This window comes from Lacrimispora xylanisolvens, assembly GCF_002934545.1.
Classification (GTDB): Bacteria; Bacillota; Clostridia; order Lachnospirales; family Lachnospiraceae; genus Lacrimispora; species Lacrimispora xylanisolvens.
On record NZ_PTJA01000008.1, the window covers coordinates 97,690 to 115,183 of the forward strand.

Annotated in this window: 21 protein-coding genes and 1 pseudogene; 3 read left to right on the forward strand and 19 right to left on the reverse strand. The window is 41.2% G+C overall.

Annotated features, from left to right (window positions below):
- Positions 1-3: 3 nt before the first annotated feature.
- The 10 genes from BXY41_RS15530 to BXY41_RS15570 all read right to left on the reverse strand — a co-directional run bounded on the left by BXY41_RS15530 (position 4) and on the right by BXY41_RS15570 (position 6,317).
- The gene (locus BXY41_RS15530; protein WP_104437777.1) at positions 4-435 is read right to left on the reverse strand and encodes a single-stranded DNA-binding protein; all 432 of its coding nucleotides are present in this window, start codon (positions 433-435) and stop codon (positions 4-6) included.
- 14 nt (positions 436-449) lie between these two features.
- Positions 450-1,118 (reverse strand): MBL fold metallo-hydrolase, encoded by a 669-nt coding sequence (locus BXY41_RS15535; protein WP_170072401.1) that lies wholly within the window; start codon positions 1,116-1,118, stop codon positions 450-452.
- Positions 1,115-2,032: a recombinase RecT gene (locus BXY41_RS15540; protein ID WP_104437779.1), complete on the reverse strand. Its 918-nt coding sequence runs from the start codon at positions 2,030-2,032 to the stop codon at positions 1,115-1,117. Before BXY41_RS15540 ends, BXY41_RS15535 begins: the two co-directional genes overlap by 4 nt.
- Positions 2,033-2,034: 2 nt before the next feature.
- Positions 2,035-3,957 (reverse strand): DUF2813 domain-containing protein, encoded by a 1,923-nt coding sequence (locus BXY41_RS15545; RefSeq protein ID WP_104437780.1) that lies wholly within the window; start codon positions 3,955-3,957, stop codon positions 2,035-2,037.
- 55 nt (positions 3,958-4,012) lie between these two features.
- Entirely contained in the window at positions 4,013-4,393 is a 381-nt protein-coding gene (locus tag BXY41_RS15550; protein WP_104437781.1) for a hypothetical protein, read from the reverse strand.
- A 15-nt stretch (positions 4,394-4,408) separates the two neighbouring features.
- The gene (locus BXY41_RS26815; RefSeq protein WP_170072403.1) at positions 4,409-4,558 is read right to left on the reverse strand and encodes a hypothetical protein; all 150 of its coding nucleotides are present in this window, start codon (positions 4,556-4,558) and stop codon (positions 4,409-4,411) included.
- Positions 4,542-4,745: a hypothetical protein gene (locus tag BXY41_RS15555; protein WP_432765517.1), complete on the reverse strand. Its 204-nt coding sequence runs from the start codon at positions 4,743-4,745 to the stop codon at positions 4,542-4,544. Before BXY41_RS15555 ends, BXY41_RS26815 begins: the two co-directional genes overlap by 17 nt.
- Before the next feature lie 98 nt (positions 4,746-4,843).
- Positions 4,844-5,647, reverse strand: coding sequence for an antA/AntB antirepressor family protein (locus BXY41_RS15560; RefSeq protein ID WP_104437782.1), 804 nt, complete (start codon positions 5,645-5,647; stop codon positions 4,844-4,846).
- Between the two features lie 16 nt (positions 5,648-5,663).
- Complete coding sequence (locus BXY41_RS15565) at positions 5,664-6,077, reverse strand: hypothetical protein (protein WP_104437783.1); 414 nt, start codon at positions 6,075-6,077, stop codon at positions 5,664-5,666.
- A gap of 36 nt (positions 6,078-6,113) precedes the next feature.
- Entirely contained in the window at positions 6,114-6,317 is a 204-nt protein-coding gene (locus BXY41_RS15570; protein ID WP_104437784.1) for a helix-turn-helix domain-containing protein, read from the reverse strand.
- Positions 6,318-6,543: 226 nt separating this feature from the next.
- Here BXY41_RS15570 and BXY41_RS15575 point away from each other — a divergent pair, with 226 nt between their 5' ends.
- Entirely contained in the window at positions 6,544-6,876 is a 333-nt protein-coding gene (locus tag BXY41_RS15575; protein ID WP_104437785.1) for a helix-turn-helix domain-containing protein, read from the forward strand.
- Positions 6,877-7,108: 232 nt separating this feature from the next.
- On the forward strand, positions 7,109-8,173 hold the full coding sequence (locus tag BXY41_RS15580; protein ID WP_104437786.1) for a site-specific integrase: 1,065 nt from the start codon (positions 7,109-7,111) through the stop codon (positions 8,171-8,173).
- A gap of 71 nt (positions 8,174-8,244) precedes the next feature.
- Here the strand turns inward: BXY41_RS15580 and BXY41_RS15585 are convergent.
- Together BXY41_RS15585 and BXY41_RS27220 are read right to left on the reverse strand one after the other, a co-directional pair.
- Positions 8,245-8,493 (reverse strand): annotated as a pseudogene (locus BXY41_RS15585) (serine/threonine protein kinase); the annotation flags it as partial.
- A gap of 354 nt (positions 8,494-8,847) precedes the next feature.
- Complete coding sequence (locus BXY41_RS27220) at positions 8,848-8,967, reverse strand: putative holin-like toxin (protein ID WP_341457850.1); 120 nt, start codon at positions 8,965-8,967, stop codon at positions 8,848-8,850.
- A gap of 1,068 nt (positions 8,968-10,035) precedes the next feature.
- Between BXY41_RS27220 and BXY41_RS15590 the strand changes: the two genes are divergently transcribed.
- The gene (locus BXY41_RS15590; protein WP_104437787.1) at positions 10,036-10,755 is read left to right on the forward strand and encodes an adaptor protein MecA; all 720 of its coding nucleotides are present in this window, start codon (positions 10,036-10,038) and stop codon (positions 10,753-10,755) included.
- 73 nt (positions 10,756-10,828) lie between these two features.
- Here BXY41_RS15590 and BXY41_RS15595 read toward each other — a convergent pair whose 3' ends face one another.
- The 7 genes from BXY41_RS15595 to BXY41_RS15625 all read right to left on the reverse strand — a co-directional run bounded on the left by BXY41_RS15595 (position 10,829) and on the right by BXY41_RS15625 (position 17,428).
- Positions 10,829-11,716, reverse strand: a complete 888-nt coding sequence (locus tag BXY41_RS15595; protein ID WP_104437788.1) for an alpha/beta hydrolase fold domain-containing protein — start codon at positions 11,714-11,716, stop codon at positions 10,829-10,831.
- Between the two features lie 29 nt (positions 11,717-11,745).
- Positions 11,746-13,131 carry an MATE family efflux transporter gene (locus BXY41_RS15600; RefSeq protein ID WP_104437942.1) on the reverse strand — a complete coding sequence of 462 codons (1,386 nt, stop codon included), beginning with the start codon at positions 13,129-13,131 and terminating at the stop codon, positions 11,746-11,748.
- Positions 13,132-13,139: 8 nt separating this feature from the next.
- Complete coding sequence (locus BXY41_RS15605; RefSeq protein WP_432765518.1) at positions 13,140-13,598, reverse strand: MarR family winged helix-turn-helix transcriptional regulator; 459 nt, start codon at positions 13,596-13,598, stop codon at positions 13,140-13,142.
- A gap of 157 nt (positions 13,599-13,755) precedes the next feature.
- Positions 13,756-14,631: an L-serine ammonia-lyase, iron-sulfur-dependent, subunit alpha gene (sdaAA, locus tag BXY41_RS15610; RefSeq protein WP_104437789.1), complete on the reverse strand. Its 876-nt coding sequence runs from the start codon at positions 14,629-14,631 to the stop codon at positions 13,756-13,758.
- 8 nt (positions 14,632-14,639) lie between these two features.
- The gene (gene sdaAB, locus BXY41_RS15615; RefSeq protein WP_104437790.1) at positions 14,640-15,308 is read right to left on the reverse strand and encodes an L-serine ammonia-lyase, iron-sulfur-dependent subunit beta; all 669 of its coding nucleotides are present in this window, start codon (positions 15,306-15,308) and stop codon (positions 14,640-14,642) included.
- A 30-nt stretch (positions 15,309-15,338) separates the two neighbouring features.
- Positions 15,339-16,538: a dicarboxylate/amino acid:cation symporter gene (locus BXY41_RS15620; protein WP_104437791.1), complete on the reverse strand. Its 1,200-nt coding sequence runs from the start codon at positions 16,536-16,538 to the stop codon at positions 15,339-15,341.
- 209 nt (positions 16,539-16,747) lie between these two features.
- On the reverse strand, positions 16,748-17,428 hold the full coding sequence (locus BXY41_RS15625; RefSeq protein ID WP_104437792.1) for a helix-turn-helix transcriptional regulator: 681 nt from the start codon (positions 17,426-17,428) through the stop codon (positions 16,748-16,750).
- Positions 17,429-17,494 lie beyond the last annotated feature (66 nt).

The following is a 17,494-nucleotide window of genomic DNA, read 5'->3' on the forward strand; positions in this document are numbered from 1 at the left end:
TCCTTAGTTGAATGGAAGACCTTCGTCTTCCACTCCATCGGGTATATTCACAAATCCGTCACCGATTGCACTGCTGGGCGCAGGCCTGGATTCATCTGCAGATCCGTTTGCATTGTTGGAATTCTTAGATTCACCAAATTCTACCTGCTCCGCCACAACATCTGTCGTATAAACTTTTTGCCCATCCTGATTTGTGTAGGAACCTGTTTGAATTCGTCCCTCAACAACAATTTTATTTCCCTGAAAGAAATATTTTTCAATGAACTCTGCGGTCTTTCCAAATGCTACTGTATTTATAAAGTCCACATTCTGCTCATTTTCTTTTTTAAACCGCCTATCAACCGCGATGGCAAAGCGGGCAACGGTATGTCCATTGTCCGAATATCTAACCTCCGGATCCCTTGTCAACCTGCCTATTAGAATTACTCTATTGATATGTCATTCCTCCTCTATAGTTCATATTCCAGTCCTTTATTTGCCATATAAACGGGGCACTCTACCAACTCCTGGACTTCCTTCTGAAAAACTGTTTCATTGCTTGTCCGGTCAGATAGATGCATTAGACAGACCGTCCTTAAATCATGGTTCTCGTTTACTCGAATAAAATCCTTGCAGGTATCGAGCTCCATGTGCGTAAGCTTTATCCGGTCCTGTAAGCCATCATAATATGATTCCCGTAACAGATCTTTGCTGTAATTGCACTCTATCATGATGTGATTCAGGCTCTTAAATTTATACCGGATATACTCAGTATCAGTCGCAAAAAGCAACCTTCCAATTTCCTGGTGTTCAATCAGAAAACCAGAACACGGCGCGTCATGTACCAGTGGGAATGTCCTGACAGCAAAAGGCTTACTGATAGCCGATAATTCTCCTGTTACATGCCCCATACTTGGAGCCATAACAGGAATACCGACTTTTATGTACTCATGTAGATATTTGGCATGGTCTCCATGCTCATGAGAGACAACTACGCCCACTATCTTACTGATGTTGAAGTCCAGTGCTTTCTTGACCTCTTTGAATGGTATTCCAGCCTCTATAACAAGGCACTCCGTCTCATTGTGGAGCAGATAGCAGTTTCCTGCCGATCCGCTCCCTAAACAGGTCAATTTCAAAATGGATCACCACCATTTTCTTGAACGGCTTCATTGCTGACCGTCTCTGACATTTCCTCAAAATCAACCGTATTTGCCTGAGTTAAATCATCTTCGTGCTGATTCACTGTCTCATTGTCAATGTAACGAGGACTACCATCTTCACTTATAACAGCCATATCCCGCTCGTATGCGTCAGACATTTCAATACTCATAATGCCCCACTTGCTGATTAACTGCCGGATCATGGTCTTTTCTGCCATTTCATCAAAACTCTTATACCAGAAAGAAGAATATTTCCAGAGATCCTTTTTAGGGATCTTCCCTTCCTGAAGCAAGTGGAAATCACTGAGATTAAAGGCCTGTGAATACTGGTCTGCATGTTTTTCCATCTTGGATCTGGTCCAGAAAATCTCCTTTCTAAAACCGTTTAGGAGTTCAAAGTATGCCAGATATCCGATAACTGGCAGCTCCTCTCTGATTGCATCATCTTCAATAAATTCAAACTTATGCTTTCCCGTTGATCGATCGCGCCCCAGGTACTCGCCTTGGCGGATATAGATAACATCCAAATCTTTGTACTGGCCTGTTCGCATTGCCAGCTGTTTATAACCTTTAGCTCCAAGCTGGAACTGAGCATCTACGGAAACAACTTTACCCTCTCGATCCTTTTTCTTATAAGGAACCATATAAAACTGTCCCAGTTGCGGACTGGGGGAGAGATTCAATGCCTCCCCCAGAAGTGCTGCACTTAAAATGCTGTTATGGCTACATTCCTGCAATGCCGGTGTATTCTGTACTGCTGATACCACACTTGCAATAAATCTTGTTGTATTCTTCTGTCCAACCACCTGCAGGATATTTGCTTTAACCTTATCGCTCGATAAGAAGCTTGCCATCCCTTTTGGCTGTGTCGTTGTGACTTCATTTCCCATCTTTATGCCTCCACTTTCAATGTGCTATTTTCCGATACTTTTAAAAGAATGAGCTGCTCTTCCATATCCGGAATGTTAAAATCGTTTACAGACTCTGCATTATCGATAAATATAGGCGCTGTCACGCCATAGATCTCCTGCAGTGCGGTGATAATGTCCAGCCCGGCAACTACTCTATGACCTGCATTTAAGGAACTGAAGGGAACTCCATTTACCATGCATTCACAGGTTTCCTTGTATCCTCCATTGATCTGATTTTCAAACAGACGGAAATTGACCAGCTTGAATTTTGAGTTTATCCGTGAAGAAAGCAGGTCCATCTTCGCCTTTGTGAATTCTTCCAGAAGAAATAGTTCTTTCTCCTGATCAGCAATTAGCTGTGATGTTGTCCGTTGCTCCTGTTGCAGTTCTAATACGCGAGTCTGCACTCTCTGATTATTCTCTTTTCCTGTAAGCGTAGATTTAACTCTATCAAGCTGTGCAACCAGATCCTGCTTCTTCTGTCTCAACTGATTCAGATATCCTGATCCGGTTCCCATTTCCTGAGCCTGTTTTTCTAATTTTTCGATCTCTGCAGAAATAGACTGATACTCTGGACTGCCAGATATCTCCACTTGTTGAGGTAATTTAGCCAACTCTTCCATGGCTGCTGTCTTCCGCTTATTCTGCTCCACCTTATTTGCTTTACAGGTTTCCAGCTTCTCTCTAAGGACGCTAATCTCCTTTTCAAAAGCTTCAATATTTGCAGCAACCTGTTTTCCATTCTTAACAATGTCAGAAAGGCTCTTTTGCTTATTGGACTTAAACTCTTCCAGCTTAGTCTCTCTCTGCTCTGGCGGAAGCATCTGCTTACACATCGGGCAGCATAGAGTATCCTCATTAACCTGCATGGTCTTTACTTCTTCATAATTTTTAAGCAATACTTCTCTATAAGACCTGTTACTCTCCAGAAGTTCATGTTTTTGTTTAATCTCCCGTTCTGTCTTCTCAAACTCTCTTATTGCATCCGAGAAGGAGTATCCGGCATCATCAATCTTCCGCTGAATTTCCCGCCTTTGATCCATTAGTTTTTCATTTGCTATGCGCTTTAAATCCCCCAAATTAAACTGTTTTTGCATAATTGCATTGTTAATCTGGGTAAGTGCCTCACTGGCTTTGGATGCGTTGCTTTCCTGCTCTGTCAGATCATTAATTTGTTTTTCCAGATCGGCTCTCTGGTTCTCGCATTTCACAAAATCAGCCTGTACCAGACCTTTGCTGGCTTCGTCAATTCTGGCCGGCAGCTCCGCTTGCCTATTATTCAGTTCTTTCAGCGCTTTCTTTGCTTTAGCTGTCAAATCATCTACAGAGAACTCTTTCAAAATCTCAGACAGTGGAGAAAACTTCTGATTGGTGGAGATCACATCCTGATCCGTAACCTCAGAGACCAATTTTAAAAGAATCGTTCTCTGGTCTTTCCATTTCAACGATGTAAACGCCTGGGGACTGGTGATTAACTTAAACAATTCCTCATTCATCAAATCATCTATGTAAGCTTTGTAATCCTTTTCCGTCTTGGGAATTTCATTGATTTCATATTTATTGATGTTCCCCTGCAGCTGAGAAACCTCGCTGCCTTTTTTCTTAACCCAGTTCTGCTCCTGCTTCTTGCAAAGGAGAATATCCTTCCCATCCGCTTCCAAAATGGCTGATACTTTAATAACCAGATTGTCTATAAGCTCGCCCTGGCGATCATTGGGACGAATGTTAAAATCAGACTTTCCCTCGCTGTCCTTATTGAAAAGAATCCATGTGAAAGCGTCCATTATGGTTGTCTTTCCGGTTGCATTCTGACCGGAAATGGTTGTCCTCTTATGAAAATCAATTACTAACTGGGTGATTCCCTTGAAATTCTCGATAGAAATCTTTTTCAATCTCAGATTCATTCTCTTGCAATCCTCCTATGCCCTATGTATAATAGGGATGAATATTGTTTACGTGTTACCTTGATTCCCTGGGAGTTGCAGCTCCTGGGGTTTCTTTTTCTGAAAAGCATTCTTCAAAAGTCAAATTGGTAAGTTTAAGAATCTTTTTAATTTCGGAAAGAGAAAACTCGTTTTTCCCATTTAACTTTTTCGTCATAGTTACTCTATTTACATTAATACTGGCCATTTCACAAAGTCTTTCACTTGTTGTCCTGTGATCAAAAATCCACTTTGACAATCCTTTATAAATGCAAATAGTTGAAGTTTTGAATTTTAATTTTCTAGTCACTATTTGATGTATACATTGCCTTGACACTCCAAACTTATCCGCTATATACTGATAGCTCTCTCCCTGTTCGCGCATTAAATAAATTCTATCTTTTTCGCATTTAGTCATTTCTCACACCTCCTATCACAACGTCTCTAAAGCACCAATCACCATAAACATTAAAGCAATGCTTCCAATGAAGATCACAGCTGGCATGAACCGCTTTGTAAATTCCATCAGCTTCGACGGGCGGGTGTCGGTGTAATCGTCTAAGTTGTCATAGTACTTCTGCATGGGAGACCTCCTCTGGTTCTAGCCCTGTCCGTTCGAAGAAATATTTTCTCGGTGCCCTTCCAGCTTTAACAATGAATCCCTTTGATTTTAATTCCTCGTTAAGCTGTCTAATAACGTCCTGACCGGTTCGTTTAGACACTTCCATGATCTTAGCCACTTCTTCTGATGTAATCATTAGTTTGCTCACGTACTTCCCTCCTTTTATAATCCTTGCATGGGTACCTTCGGCTACAGTCTGGACAGCGGTCGCGGAACCGGCAGGATTTACACGAATATGTAACCATATCAAGCAACTCCATATCTTATAGTCATTTCTTTTACGATGGCAGTGTATCCCTCAATAAGCTTTTTGTCATCGGCTATAATATCCACCAGAGAAAGCTTGTCTCTCTTTGACTTACAGATGCCCTCGTCCGCCATGCGCCGGCGTTTGTTGGTAAGTCGCTGTTTTAAGCTAACCCCCATCCGCTTTTCTAAAAGATCATAGCTTTCCGCACGAACCTGCTGAAAAGCTTGTCCACCGCCTAACTCTTGTGCTATCTTATTAATAAGGTTCCGTGTATCCTCTCGCCATGAAGTCGTGTCCAGTGCGACAACCTCTCGAATACTCTCCACGCGATCAGCGCTGTTCTGAGCCAGTTCCTTAACCTCTGCGAGTTCCTGTGCCTGTCGTTTTTGCTCCTGCTCCACTCGGATCATGTACTGAAGCTGTGGAGACATGTCCTGGAACTGAAGAATCATTTTCTTGGCTCCGTCTTCCACGGATACAAAATAGTCCCTTGCAATCTTTCCTTTTGCGGAGTGGGAACTCATAGATAGATGTTTTGCAAAATCCGTTGTAAGCTTATAATCTCTGCACTCATTACCGTTCGTCATAATGACGAACCCCCGCCAATCCTTATCTTCATCATAGAATTCGTTTTCTTCTATGTTAGTTTTTGCCCATCTGGAAAAATTACTTTTGTCCATTCCTAAAAATTCATGTAACTTTCTCGCTGTAGTCATTCCGTCATTATCAATCCCCAGTGCGATTTCAATCGGGGTCAGACCTGATGTATCCTCAGTTGAACAGTTCAATAAATCATTCATTACAATTTCCTCCTCTTCAATGTGCTGGTTGAATAAAAGCGCGAACAAATACGTCCAGATTTTTTAACTGTTCCTGGTCAGCAGAGCGCAGCATGTCTGTAATTCTCTTGATCTGTAGTTCCTTTTCGGAAGCTTCCCGGTCTGTCCCACCGGTGGCCTGATAAGCCCACACATTGGCATAAATTTTAAAATACTCAATTAACTGGTCTGCTTCTTCCTTTGTTGTAACAAGCTCTGTTATGTTAGGTTTCCTTCCGGTCATATGGGCGTACATTTCTCTTGCAGCATTATCACAAGCTGTACCCATGCCCCAAAAATAACACCTGTTTTTCTTTTCCAGTTCAGCAGTGTAGGCAGTTCGTGCTTTCCGATAATACCCGGTTGGCGTCAGCATCTTTACCGGTCTGCTTTTTATTATGTAGATATCCATATTTTCACCTCCTCAGTTTTTCCTTTGGTCAACAAGTTACTTAGATTCTTTTGATCCTTCCATAAAGTACTCCATGGGGACATTAAAATGCTTTGCTAGAGCCATGAGACTCTTAGTACCGGGTCCAGACACTCCTGACTTCCAGTTAGAGAAAGCTGTCTGGCTAACACCCGTTGCCTTTGATACTTGATATGCCGTCTCCCCTGTTTTCTCCATGAGTTCACAAAGCTTGGAATACATCTTTTCACCACCTTTACAAATTACTATTGCAAATACTTTCGAAATGTGATATACTTTCTAAGTCAAAACCACCACGTTTAAAAAAGAAAGCATATCGTAGGCGAAAGTATTTTTTTACGCTTGCTTTTGTTTGCGTAAGTAAATAATACATCAACGCAAGTTAGTAGTCAAGTACTTTTACTAACTTTTTCGAAAGTATGTTATCTTTGTGAAAGGAGCACAAAAAATGTATGAAGTATTTGAGCAACTTCTACAAAAATATGGAGTAACTCCTTATAAGGTAGCCCAGAAAGCAGGAGTAACACAAACCGCATTAAGTAATTGGAAATCGGGAAGAAGTACACCGTCTGCAAAAACTCTTCAAAAAATAGCCGATTACTTCGGTGTAACTGTAGATTATTTAATGACAGGGAAAGAGGCTATAGAGAAGAAAAGTCCTGACAATGATAGAGAACAAAGACTTTTGGAGTACGCGCGACAATTATTAGACTTGGGCATAACCCCGGATGATCTGGCAGCACTAATCGATCTTGCAGAAAAAATGAGTAAAAAAGAATAAAAAAAAATACCGCCCAGCACTCGCAATGCTGAACGGTTTTCACATAAATTTTCTCTTACCGGACGCTCCGGAAAGAAATGATATTTTGACGCTTATATTATATCATTCTTCAGACGCGCTGGCAAGGGGCGTATTTTTTGCGCTTAAAAATAAGTTGCACCGATGCAACTTATAAAACTTATCCACAATATACAGCCGAAAAGCGCCGGCGCAACAGAAAGGAAATGATATTATGCCAGCATATTATGAAGAGAAAACTAAAACATGGTATTGTAAATTTTACTATCAAGATTATACAGGCGCTAAAAAGCAAAAAAAGAAAAGAGGGTTTAAATTGCAGCGCGATGCTAAAGAATGGGAGCGGTCATTCCTTGAAAAACAGCAGGGAAGCCCTGACATGCTCTTCTCGGATTTCGTTACTTTGTATTTAGAGGAGATGAGCCCCAGGCTTAAAGAATTTACTGTAATAAATAAGCGCTATGTAATAAATTTAAAACTCATACCCACCTTTGGAAATCTTCCGCTAAAGGAGATCAAGTCTCAAACAGTCTTGAAATGGCAAAACAGCATGATGCAATATCGTGATAACAAAGGAAAACCATACTCGCAAACTTACCTAAATTGTATGAACCGGGAACTATCCGCTATTTTCAATTATGCAGTTAAATTCTACGGACTTAAAGAAAATCCATGCAAAAAGACTGGAGGTATGGGAAAACAGCGAGCAAAAGAAATGGAATTCTGGACATTAGAAGAATTTAAGAAATTCATAGATGCTGTTAAAAACCCGCAAGCAAAAATGGCATTTAAAATACTATATTGGACTGGCATTCGTAGCGGCGAGATGTTTGCTCTTACCGCTGATGATATTGATTTCAGCACCAATACCATGAAGATATCCAAAACTATGCATAGGGTCAATAAAAGAACTTTGGTGACACCACCCAAAACAGATAATAGTAACAGATACGTACAATTGTCTCAATCATTGGCGGATCAGTTCAAAGAATATATAATGATGTATTACAGCATGTCTGGGAATGATCACCTTTTTCCATTTACAAAATTTATTTTATACAATGAACGTAACAAGGCATGTGCCATAAGCGGTGTAAAGCGTATAAGGATCCACGATCTACGGCATAGCCATGTGTCTCTATTAATTGATATGGGGTATTCATCTCACATTATTGCTGAACGTATAGGAGATACTGTTCAGATGGTTGATAGGACATACGGACACCTTTATCCTAATCGGCATAAGGAAATGGCAGATATGCTAAATTCATTAATTTAGTACCGTTTTAGTACCAGTACAATTAAAAGTAATTAAAAAGCAATGTATTTACAGGATTTTGTATAACAATATTGCACTTCATATACAATGGGAATACCAGGATGGCGCAGCTCTTTCAAAATCAATGCTTCACGCCTGAATTGTTCATAATTGAGAAAGCTTTTGGATACACGTTTCACTGCTCTGTATTCTTCAAGCCCAAGATGAACCGCCAGAAAAACTGTTCCTTCCCGACCGGTTCCCAAGATACCGCATAGTTGATATTTGCCGAACAGAACGGTGCTTACTAAAATCACCTCCTTGAGCCTGACCAATATCATCTCTTGGGAATTATTGTAATATAATATGACATAATTTTCAACCATTTTATAATTTATTTACATTTTTTGTTATTCCTGGTAATTACAGGCATGAAAATTACAGAGGAAATATAAGCTTATGTGCACCCATCTTTTGACAGGTGTGCTAATTTTTTGCTCAATCAAAGCTGATGAATACCGATATTATTTATTCTTAATTCAATAGATAGTTATTAAGAAAACCATTGAAATACCATGCAAGATATGATATATTGAAATTACAAAAGAGCAACCGCCACACAAGGTGGAAGCTTCCAAGATGATTAAATGCTCATGTAACCATGAGCACGCCTATCCTGTTCGCATCAGGGTAGGCTATTTTTTTCCTATGTAAGTCAGCAATGCAATTAGAAACGTACCGCCTAAAAACAATATGCTTAAAGTTTGGTATATATCCATCTGCACACCTCCCCTCGTTCTATGACGTAAAGACATAAAAGCTGGAAGGTTCCACCCTGTATTCGGTTACTCCTGATAGCATATTACCATACATTCCCAAAGCGCACAATATTAATTTGATCCCTGCTATCTGATGAGGACGCATGATCCGGATGCCATCGGTACAAAGTACCGCCCCTTTCCCACATAACAATGTCCCCATGTATGAACGGAGAGGTAGGAACTTTATGCACCCCTATTCAACGCTAATTTTGAATGCCTGGAAGATGATCCGGAACATAAGCCTTTTTTAATTGCCCCTTATGGGACATATCAGCTTAAATATGGAGACTTAGAGCATTTCAGGGAAGTATCTGAAGCATATTTGAAATATACAATAGGCAGTACACTAAAAGCAGAGAAAAAGATTAAAACAGCTTTCGCCATTAAAGAAGAAAAGCCCCAGGAGCTACCAACTCCCAGAGTTTTAAACAAATGTCACCCGTCAACCAAAAGGCTGATATAATGGGATCCTGAACAAAGTCATTATATCACAGTCTTTTCTTAAATTCACCCGAAAACAGCAAGCAGTTATCGGAGTATCACCATTCCACAGTTCCTGCGTTACTAATTAAAAGAGTATGCCGGACGCTTTTATAGCCTTGAACCAGGGGACAGGCTATTCCATTTCTAACCTGAATGGCTCCGCTATCAGATGGTTTCTATTTGCAAAATTTCAGGAGTGAAATTCATACGGATCCATGATATTCGTCATAGCCACGTTTCCATGCTCATAGATTTGGGCTTTTCTCCACACCTTATAGCAGAGCGGATCGGTGATACCGTAGACATGGTAAATAATGTATATGGTTACTTATACCCCAACCGTCATATAGAAGTTGCAGAGAAATTACAGGAAATAGTATCATATTAGTATCAAGATAATAGTGTAAATTACAAAATCCCAGTAATTAAATAGGATACCCGTATTTTTGCATATAAACCTTAAATTTATATAAATTTTTTCACATAGTAATTGCCTTTTTGCTATAATATATAGTATAGTTATGTTGAGGAAGTATGTAAAAAATATTCACCATTTTAAAAAGAACAGGAAGTGATCCTATGAAGATAGAACGTATCAATGAAAATCAGATCCGTTGTACGCTTACCAGCTTTGATTTAAGCGTCCGAAACCTTAATTTAGGCGAACTTGCCTACGGCAGTGAAAAAGCCCGCAACCTGTTCCGCGAGATGATTCAAAAAGCCTCTAACGAAGTGGGATTTGAAGCTGAAGACATTCCTCTCATGGTAGAAGCAATTCCGTTATCCAACGAAAGCGTGATGTTAGTAATCACTAAAATTGATGACCCGGAAGAATTAGATACAAGGTTTGCAAAATTTTCACCAACAACAGACGAGGATTTAGATTCCATGCCTGCAGATCTGGCCAGTGAGCTTTTAGAAGGTGCTGACGGTCTGTTAAATCTGTTGGGAATAGACAAAAAAGAAGAGCCCGAAGAAGAAAAACCAAAAGAGCAATCACCCGCTTCCTCAGTAAGAATCTACTGTTTTCAGAGTCTGGATCAAATTTCTGATGCTGCAAAGATCATCGGACAGGTTTATGATGGCAGGAATACTTTATATAAAAAACCAAATACCAGACAGTATTATCTGGTAATACGTAACACACCTGAGAAGTCTCTGGACTTCAGCCGGGTATGCAATCTTCTTGCAGAGTACGGATCCAAGATTCATCAGGATTACGCCTCCGAAGCGTACTACAAGGAACATTACGAGGTCCTGATTGAGGGGAATGCCCTTCAGTCACTTGCACAACTTTAATCCGTTCCTTTGTTCATAGTACTTCATCACAAGCCAAAATGAGGTTCGGCCCGCCATGGGTCGAACCTCATTTTTAAATTTCTCCCTCATCCAGATAATAAGAAGCAATTAGATCTAATGTAGCTTCTGTCTCTCTGCAGGGAATTAAAATCCAATTATGGAGCATGCCAGCTCCTTTTTTATAAATCAGTTCTGTTCCCTTAAAACTGCCCGCCTTTTCTGCAAGCAAATCACAATCCGGAGTCATAATATCTTCCGTTCCAGAAAACATCAGAATTTTACCCAGATTATCCCAGTCTCCATAAATAGGAGAAACAAAGGGATGATCGGACGCCAGGGAGCCCCGGTAACGGATTCCAGTTTGTTTTAGGGTTTCTACCGGAAGGAGTACATCTGCCTTTTTCGCTATCTTAATCAGGGGGTTATCCAGAGTGATATCTAACCATGGCGAAATTACCGCAGTTTTAACCGGAAGGGGTAAATTATTATTATCCCGAAGTTCCTGTAAAAAGGAAAGCGCCAGACCACCCCCTGAAAAATCTCCCCAAAAAAAGAATTGGTCTTCCCTATACTCCTTAATAAGACGGCTGTAAACATGAAGCAGATACTGATGCACTTCCAAAGCTGTATATTCCGGTGACATAGGACAGAAGGGAATCGTAACCTTCATCTGATGAGATAAAGCAAAATATTCGGAAAGCTCCAGATAGCGGCTGGAAGGTTCCAGGGAATATGCACCGCCCGGCAGCATTAATAAGTGCTTTTGGCTGGTATAGCTGCCGTTGATCGTAACACCCCCAAAGCCATCCACACTCCACTCCTTCACCCGGATCTTTTTATTATAATGATCCCGGTCAATGACACTGCCGCCCCGTTTTGGAGCCAGAAGCTCCGCTTCCATCTTTTTTTCTGCATTACCAAATCCTGCTAAAAATTTTGTCATTTGTATCTTCAGGCTCACGGCTGTGGTTCTCCTTCCGCAAAAAATGATCAAGCCTTACAGGCTTTGTTTAATTTCCTTAACTCATGAATGATAAACTGACTGACCACAATTGCTGAAATGATATCTGCGGTAGGCCCTGCATACAAAATTCCGGAAAGGCCAAAATGAAGAGGCAGAATTAAAATCAGCGGTATTAATAATAAAAGCTGTCGAAGCATGGACAAAATTGATGCTTTTAAAGGCTGTCCTGTTGACTGGAAGTAGCTTGTACTGACAACCTGAAAGCCCGCTGCAAATATTCCCAGCATGTAGATCCTCAAGCACCGCTCAGCAAACAGATTAAACTGAGGATCCTCAGTGCCGAACAGACTTAATATGGCTCCCGGGAAAAGCTGACAGACCAGCCAGCCGATCACTGCTACACTGGTTGCCGATACGGCAGCAACCACAAATGTTTTTCTCACCCGCTTTGGTTGGTTTGCACCTTTATTAAACCCAAAGATAGGCTGTGATCCAATTCCGATTCCAAGGCAGATAGAGACTAAAATCATACCGATTTTATTGACAATTCCCATGGCGCTAAGTGCCACATCGCCGCCTACAGCGGTCTGATTACCATAATACACCAGAGAATTATTCATGACAACCTGCAAAATGGTTGATGCAATCTGAGTAATACCGCTGGAGATACCAAGGGGAAGTGCCAGGCGGCATATTTCCGGATCGACACGCAGGATGCTTTTGCGATAACGCATACTCTTACCTTTTTTCACAAAATAATAGATCAAAACAACCGCTGAAATGATCTGAGAGGTAATGGTTGCAATGGCTGCTCCTGTAACACCCCAGTGGAAAATAAAAATATAAATAGGATCCAGAATTGTATTTAAAAATGCACCGGCCAGCATGGCATACATTGCGATAGACGGACTGCCATCGGTCCTCGCCATGTTACTAAGTACCACCCCAAGCATATTAAACGGAGTACCTATTAACATAATGGAAGTATACTCTCTGGCATAAACCATGGTATTATCAGTGGCACCAAAAAGTCTTAACATGGGATCCAAGAATACAAAACCAGCAACCACTACCACAACACTTGCTGCCAGAGTAAGAATGGTTACAGTACCAAGGGTTCTTTCTGCTTCATCTTCCTTCTTTTCACCAAGCTTAATGGCTGCATAAGCACTTCCTCCCGCTCCAAGAAGGGTTGAAACTGCTAAAATGATAGTGACAATGGGAAATGAAATGGTAGTCGCAGCATTTCCCAAATAACCGATTCCCTGTCCAATAAATATCTGATCTACAATGTTATAGATTGAATTTACCAGCATGGCAACAATTGCAGGAAAAGCAAATTGCATCAGCAGATGTCCAATTGGTTTATAGCCCAGGGGATTCCCCCCCTGATTTATCTTATTGTGTTCCATAAAGTATGTCATTCCTTTCCTTTTTGCCTGCTATTAAAGCGATGTGCATTATCTGCCATGCGGACCAGCAGCCGCTCTGCTTCTTTGCGTTCTTCACCTGTAAGTCCTTCTAAGATTATTTCCGCCCATTCATCTACACACTCCTGGGTCTTTTCTACAACCGGTTTCGCCTGGTCCGTTAAATAGATTCTCCGTATCCGTTTATCCTCTTCTTCCGTCTCCGTCCGCACATATCCTTCTTCTTCCAGCTTTTTAACTGCCCGGGTGGCTGTCGCCTTATCATAATTTCCGTTTAATGCCAGTTCATGAAGATTCATGCCTGGATGATTAAAAATCTGCAATAAAAAAAACTGTTGTCCACAGCCTATTTGAAAAGAAGATAATCGGTTAGCGTAAAACATATTATTCAGCCTTTGGAGGGTGGAAATATATTTCCCTATATCTCTGTGTTTATCCAATTTATTCACCTCCTGGTGTCAAACACGTACATACAAAATCTTTAATTCAAAAACAGCATATCACAAAATAGTTGCTCTCGCAACTATTTTATTATGACAAATGAAAATAAGGAAAAAAGAACCAGTCCTAAAGACCGATCCCCTTTTTCCTATGTAAATCCAGATATTAATTTTTAAAGATCTGGCAGGTTCTGGCGCAGGCCGCCTCTGTTGCTGCACACCCTCCCAGTGCCGTTTCTCTTAATTCAAATGGAATAGATCGTCCCACCGTCATCATGGTATCCACCATCTGGTCAAACGGGATCAGCTGGCGAATTCCGGCCAGGGACATTTCCGCACAGACCAGGGCATTGGATGCACCTATTACGTTCCGGCTCTGACAGGGACATTCCACCAGTCCTGCTACCGGATCACAGACAAGTCCCAATAAATTAACAAGAGCCGCGGAGGCTGCATCCATGCACTGCTGTGGTGTTCCTCCCATGATTTGTGCAGCTGCGGCGGCTGCCATAGCAGAGGCTGCCCCCACCTCGGCCTGACAGCCAGCCTGGGCTCCGGCAACGGAGGCATTCCTCATAATCAGATATCCAATGGCACTTGCTGTAAAAAGACCGTCTATGATCTGATCATCATCAAGAGAAAATTCTTCCTCCAGTGCCAGCAAAAGACCAGGAAGGACACCTGAACTTCCGGCTGTGGGTGCTGCCACTATGAGACCCATGGAAGCATTTACCTCAAGCACCGCCAGTGAATAGGTAATTGCCTTGGAAAGCATACTTCCGCATATGGATTTCCCCTGCCGCCTTCTGTCCCTTACCTTTTTTGCCTCTCCCCCGATGAGGCCTCCGATGGATGGGACCGGTTCATCTAACGGCTTATGACAGGCTTCTTTCATGATCCGGTATGCTTCCTTCATTCGTTCCATTATTTCTTCCGTAGACGCTCCATATTCACTGATTTCACGCTGTATCATGATATCGGAAATCTGGCAGCCGTTTTCTTCGCATAATTGCAGTAATTCTTGTCCTGAAATAAAATCCATAGCTCCTCCTAAACCTGAATCAGCATTACATCTTCGACTTTTTCATGTTCCCGCAGTTTCTCAAGCAGTTCCTGGGGAATTTCTTCATCTGATTCCACTACAGAATAGGCCGTAGCCCCCTTCTTTTCCCGATACAGGCGCATAAATGCAATGTTAACATTTCGTTCGCTTAAGCAGGTAGCAATATAGGCCACCATTCCAGGATAGTCCAGATGACGGATTACCAAAGTAGAGTACTCTCCTGTAAAATCAACATCTACCCCATTGATTCTAACAATCTTAACCTTACCACCACCGACAGAAACACCTCGTACAGACATAAAACTTCCATCTGAACCGGTTAAATGAATCTCAACCGTATTGGGGTGGATTTCCGTTTCTTTTTCATTGGTAACAAACGAATAGGTCAGCCCCTGTTCTTCTGCCAGTTTAAACGAATTCTTAATTCTCAGATCGTGAGTTTCAAATCCCAGCATTCCTCCTAACAGAGCTCGGTCTGTACCGTGCCCCTTATAAGTTCTGGCAAAGGAACCGTATAATACGAATTCAACTTCTTTGACAGAACCAGGAAACAACTTTCTCACCAGAAGTGCAATGGCTACGGCACCCGCCGTATGGGAGCTTGACGGTCCTACCATATTGGGACCGATCACATCAAAAATACTGATTGACGGCATAATATTTGCTCCTTTCAAAGCAGGCTGGTTCTATTTCTCTTTTTTAATATACTTGCGATAGTAGGATTCTACCAGCGCACTGATTGCATTATCACCGGATACGTTGCAGGCTGTTCCAAAGCTGTCCTGTGCAATGTACATTGCCTGTAACAGGCTGGCAATATCTCCCACTGCCGGGATTCCCACAACCGGGAAGAATGGAGTGGCTGTAAAGATAGAGCCGCCGGGAGCTCCCGGAGATGCCACCAAAGCAACACCCAGTACGCAGATAAATGGAAACAGTGTAAGGAAACCGTGAGGCATTCCGTAGATCAGTAAAGTTGCTGTCACACAGCAGGTAATGGTGATCATGGAACCAGCCATGTGTATGTTTGCACATAAAGGAACGACGAAATTACGGATCTCCTCGGAAATTCCGTTGCTTTCCGCACATTTGATATTAACCGGAATTGTGGCAGCGGATGACTGGGTTCCGATTGCTGTTAAATATCCAGGAATCTGATTCTTCATCATGGTAATAGGATTGCGTTTTGTTACAGTTCCTGCAAATGTAAATGCAATTACCAGGTAAAGAAGATGAAGGATAATTACAACCAGGAATACCTTCCAAAGTACAGACATTATGGCAAATGTAGTTCCCTGATAAGTCATTTTAGCAAAAGTTCCGCAGATATACATGGGCAGAAGGGGAATAATAACGCGGTTTAATACCTTAGTTATGATTTCAGATAATTCTTTAAATACGTTATAAAGTGTATCCCCTATTTCTTTTCCTCTCATCGTACTGATTGATACACCCAGAACGAATGCAAGTACCACTGCTGCCGTTGTTTCAAGCAGAGGAGTGATGGCCAGATTAAAATATCCTTCAATTGCCCTGTCACTTGCAGCAGCCACTTTAGAAACGACCTCTTCATTAACAAAGGTTGGAAAAAAACTGCTGGCAACAAAATATGAGGCACTTCCTGCGATCAGAGTAGATGTATAGGATATTGCTGCTGTAAATGCCAGCAGCTTTCCTGCACCCTGAGATAAATCTGCAATTCCCATGGTAACAAAAGCCACGACCATAAGAGGGATAATAAACATTAAAAACTGTTTAAATAAATCTGATGCTGTTATTAAAATGGAGATTACAAAGGTTGGTGAGTACAGTCCTAACAGAATACCGATAATAATTGCAATGATCAGTTTGGGAACAAGACCTAATTTCTTTTTACTTTTTTCCATTTCAATACCTCCCTTTCTTTAGTGAATAAAATATTTTTTACTTCTTTACATATTAATGTAATTTATTTTATCACAACTTCTTAACAAATGCAATATTTTTGTGTGATTCGGCAAAAAACAAAATGTCCCGCATTGTTTTTTGTTTATTTTCACAAACAAACAATGCAGGACATCTCTCTAAGTTCTACCATTTCAAAAATAAAAATGACTCATTTTTCTTTATCCGCAGCAATTCCGGCATTTCTAATATGCATATACACAGTATTCTTAGAAATGTCCAGATACTCCGCAACTTTAACCACTGCATCCTTCAAAGTAAATACTCCCTGCTGGCACAGTATATTGATAATCTCTTTATTTTTAAGGGAAGGCAGAATCTGGTCGTCTTCCATCACTTCGCTGCGTACCTCCGAAACCTTACTGTAAATTAGTTCATCCAGATTGCTGGCAAATGTCTCAGTCTTTACCTGGGCACGGGATGTAATATCTGGTATAAAGCCGGAAAGAATCTCAGAAAAATTAGTATTTAAATAAAAATTAATGCATAGAAGGCCAATGATCCGGCTTTCCTCACCCCGTACAACAATCGTGGTTGATTTTAAAGGCTCTCCCTTCTTATTCTTTGTAAAATAAGAAATGTAACCCTTTTCACCTTCTTTTTTAATCTGTTCCAGCATCTGGAGTGCCAGATCCGTAATAGGCATCCCCTCTGCCCGCCCGGTATGATGTCCATTAATAATTTTTATTACCGAATGCTCCGTATCTTCCAGACTGTGTAACACCATCTCGTAACCACTGCCCAGATAATCCGCCAGCCCTTCCAGTAAAACCTTATAGGAATCAAGTATAATCCGATCAATCAACGTCAAATGCACATTATAATCCTTCATTGAAACCCTCCTCTTTTCAGCTATATGAGGAAACACCCATAATTTTTATAGAATTATAGCATGCGC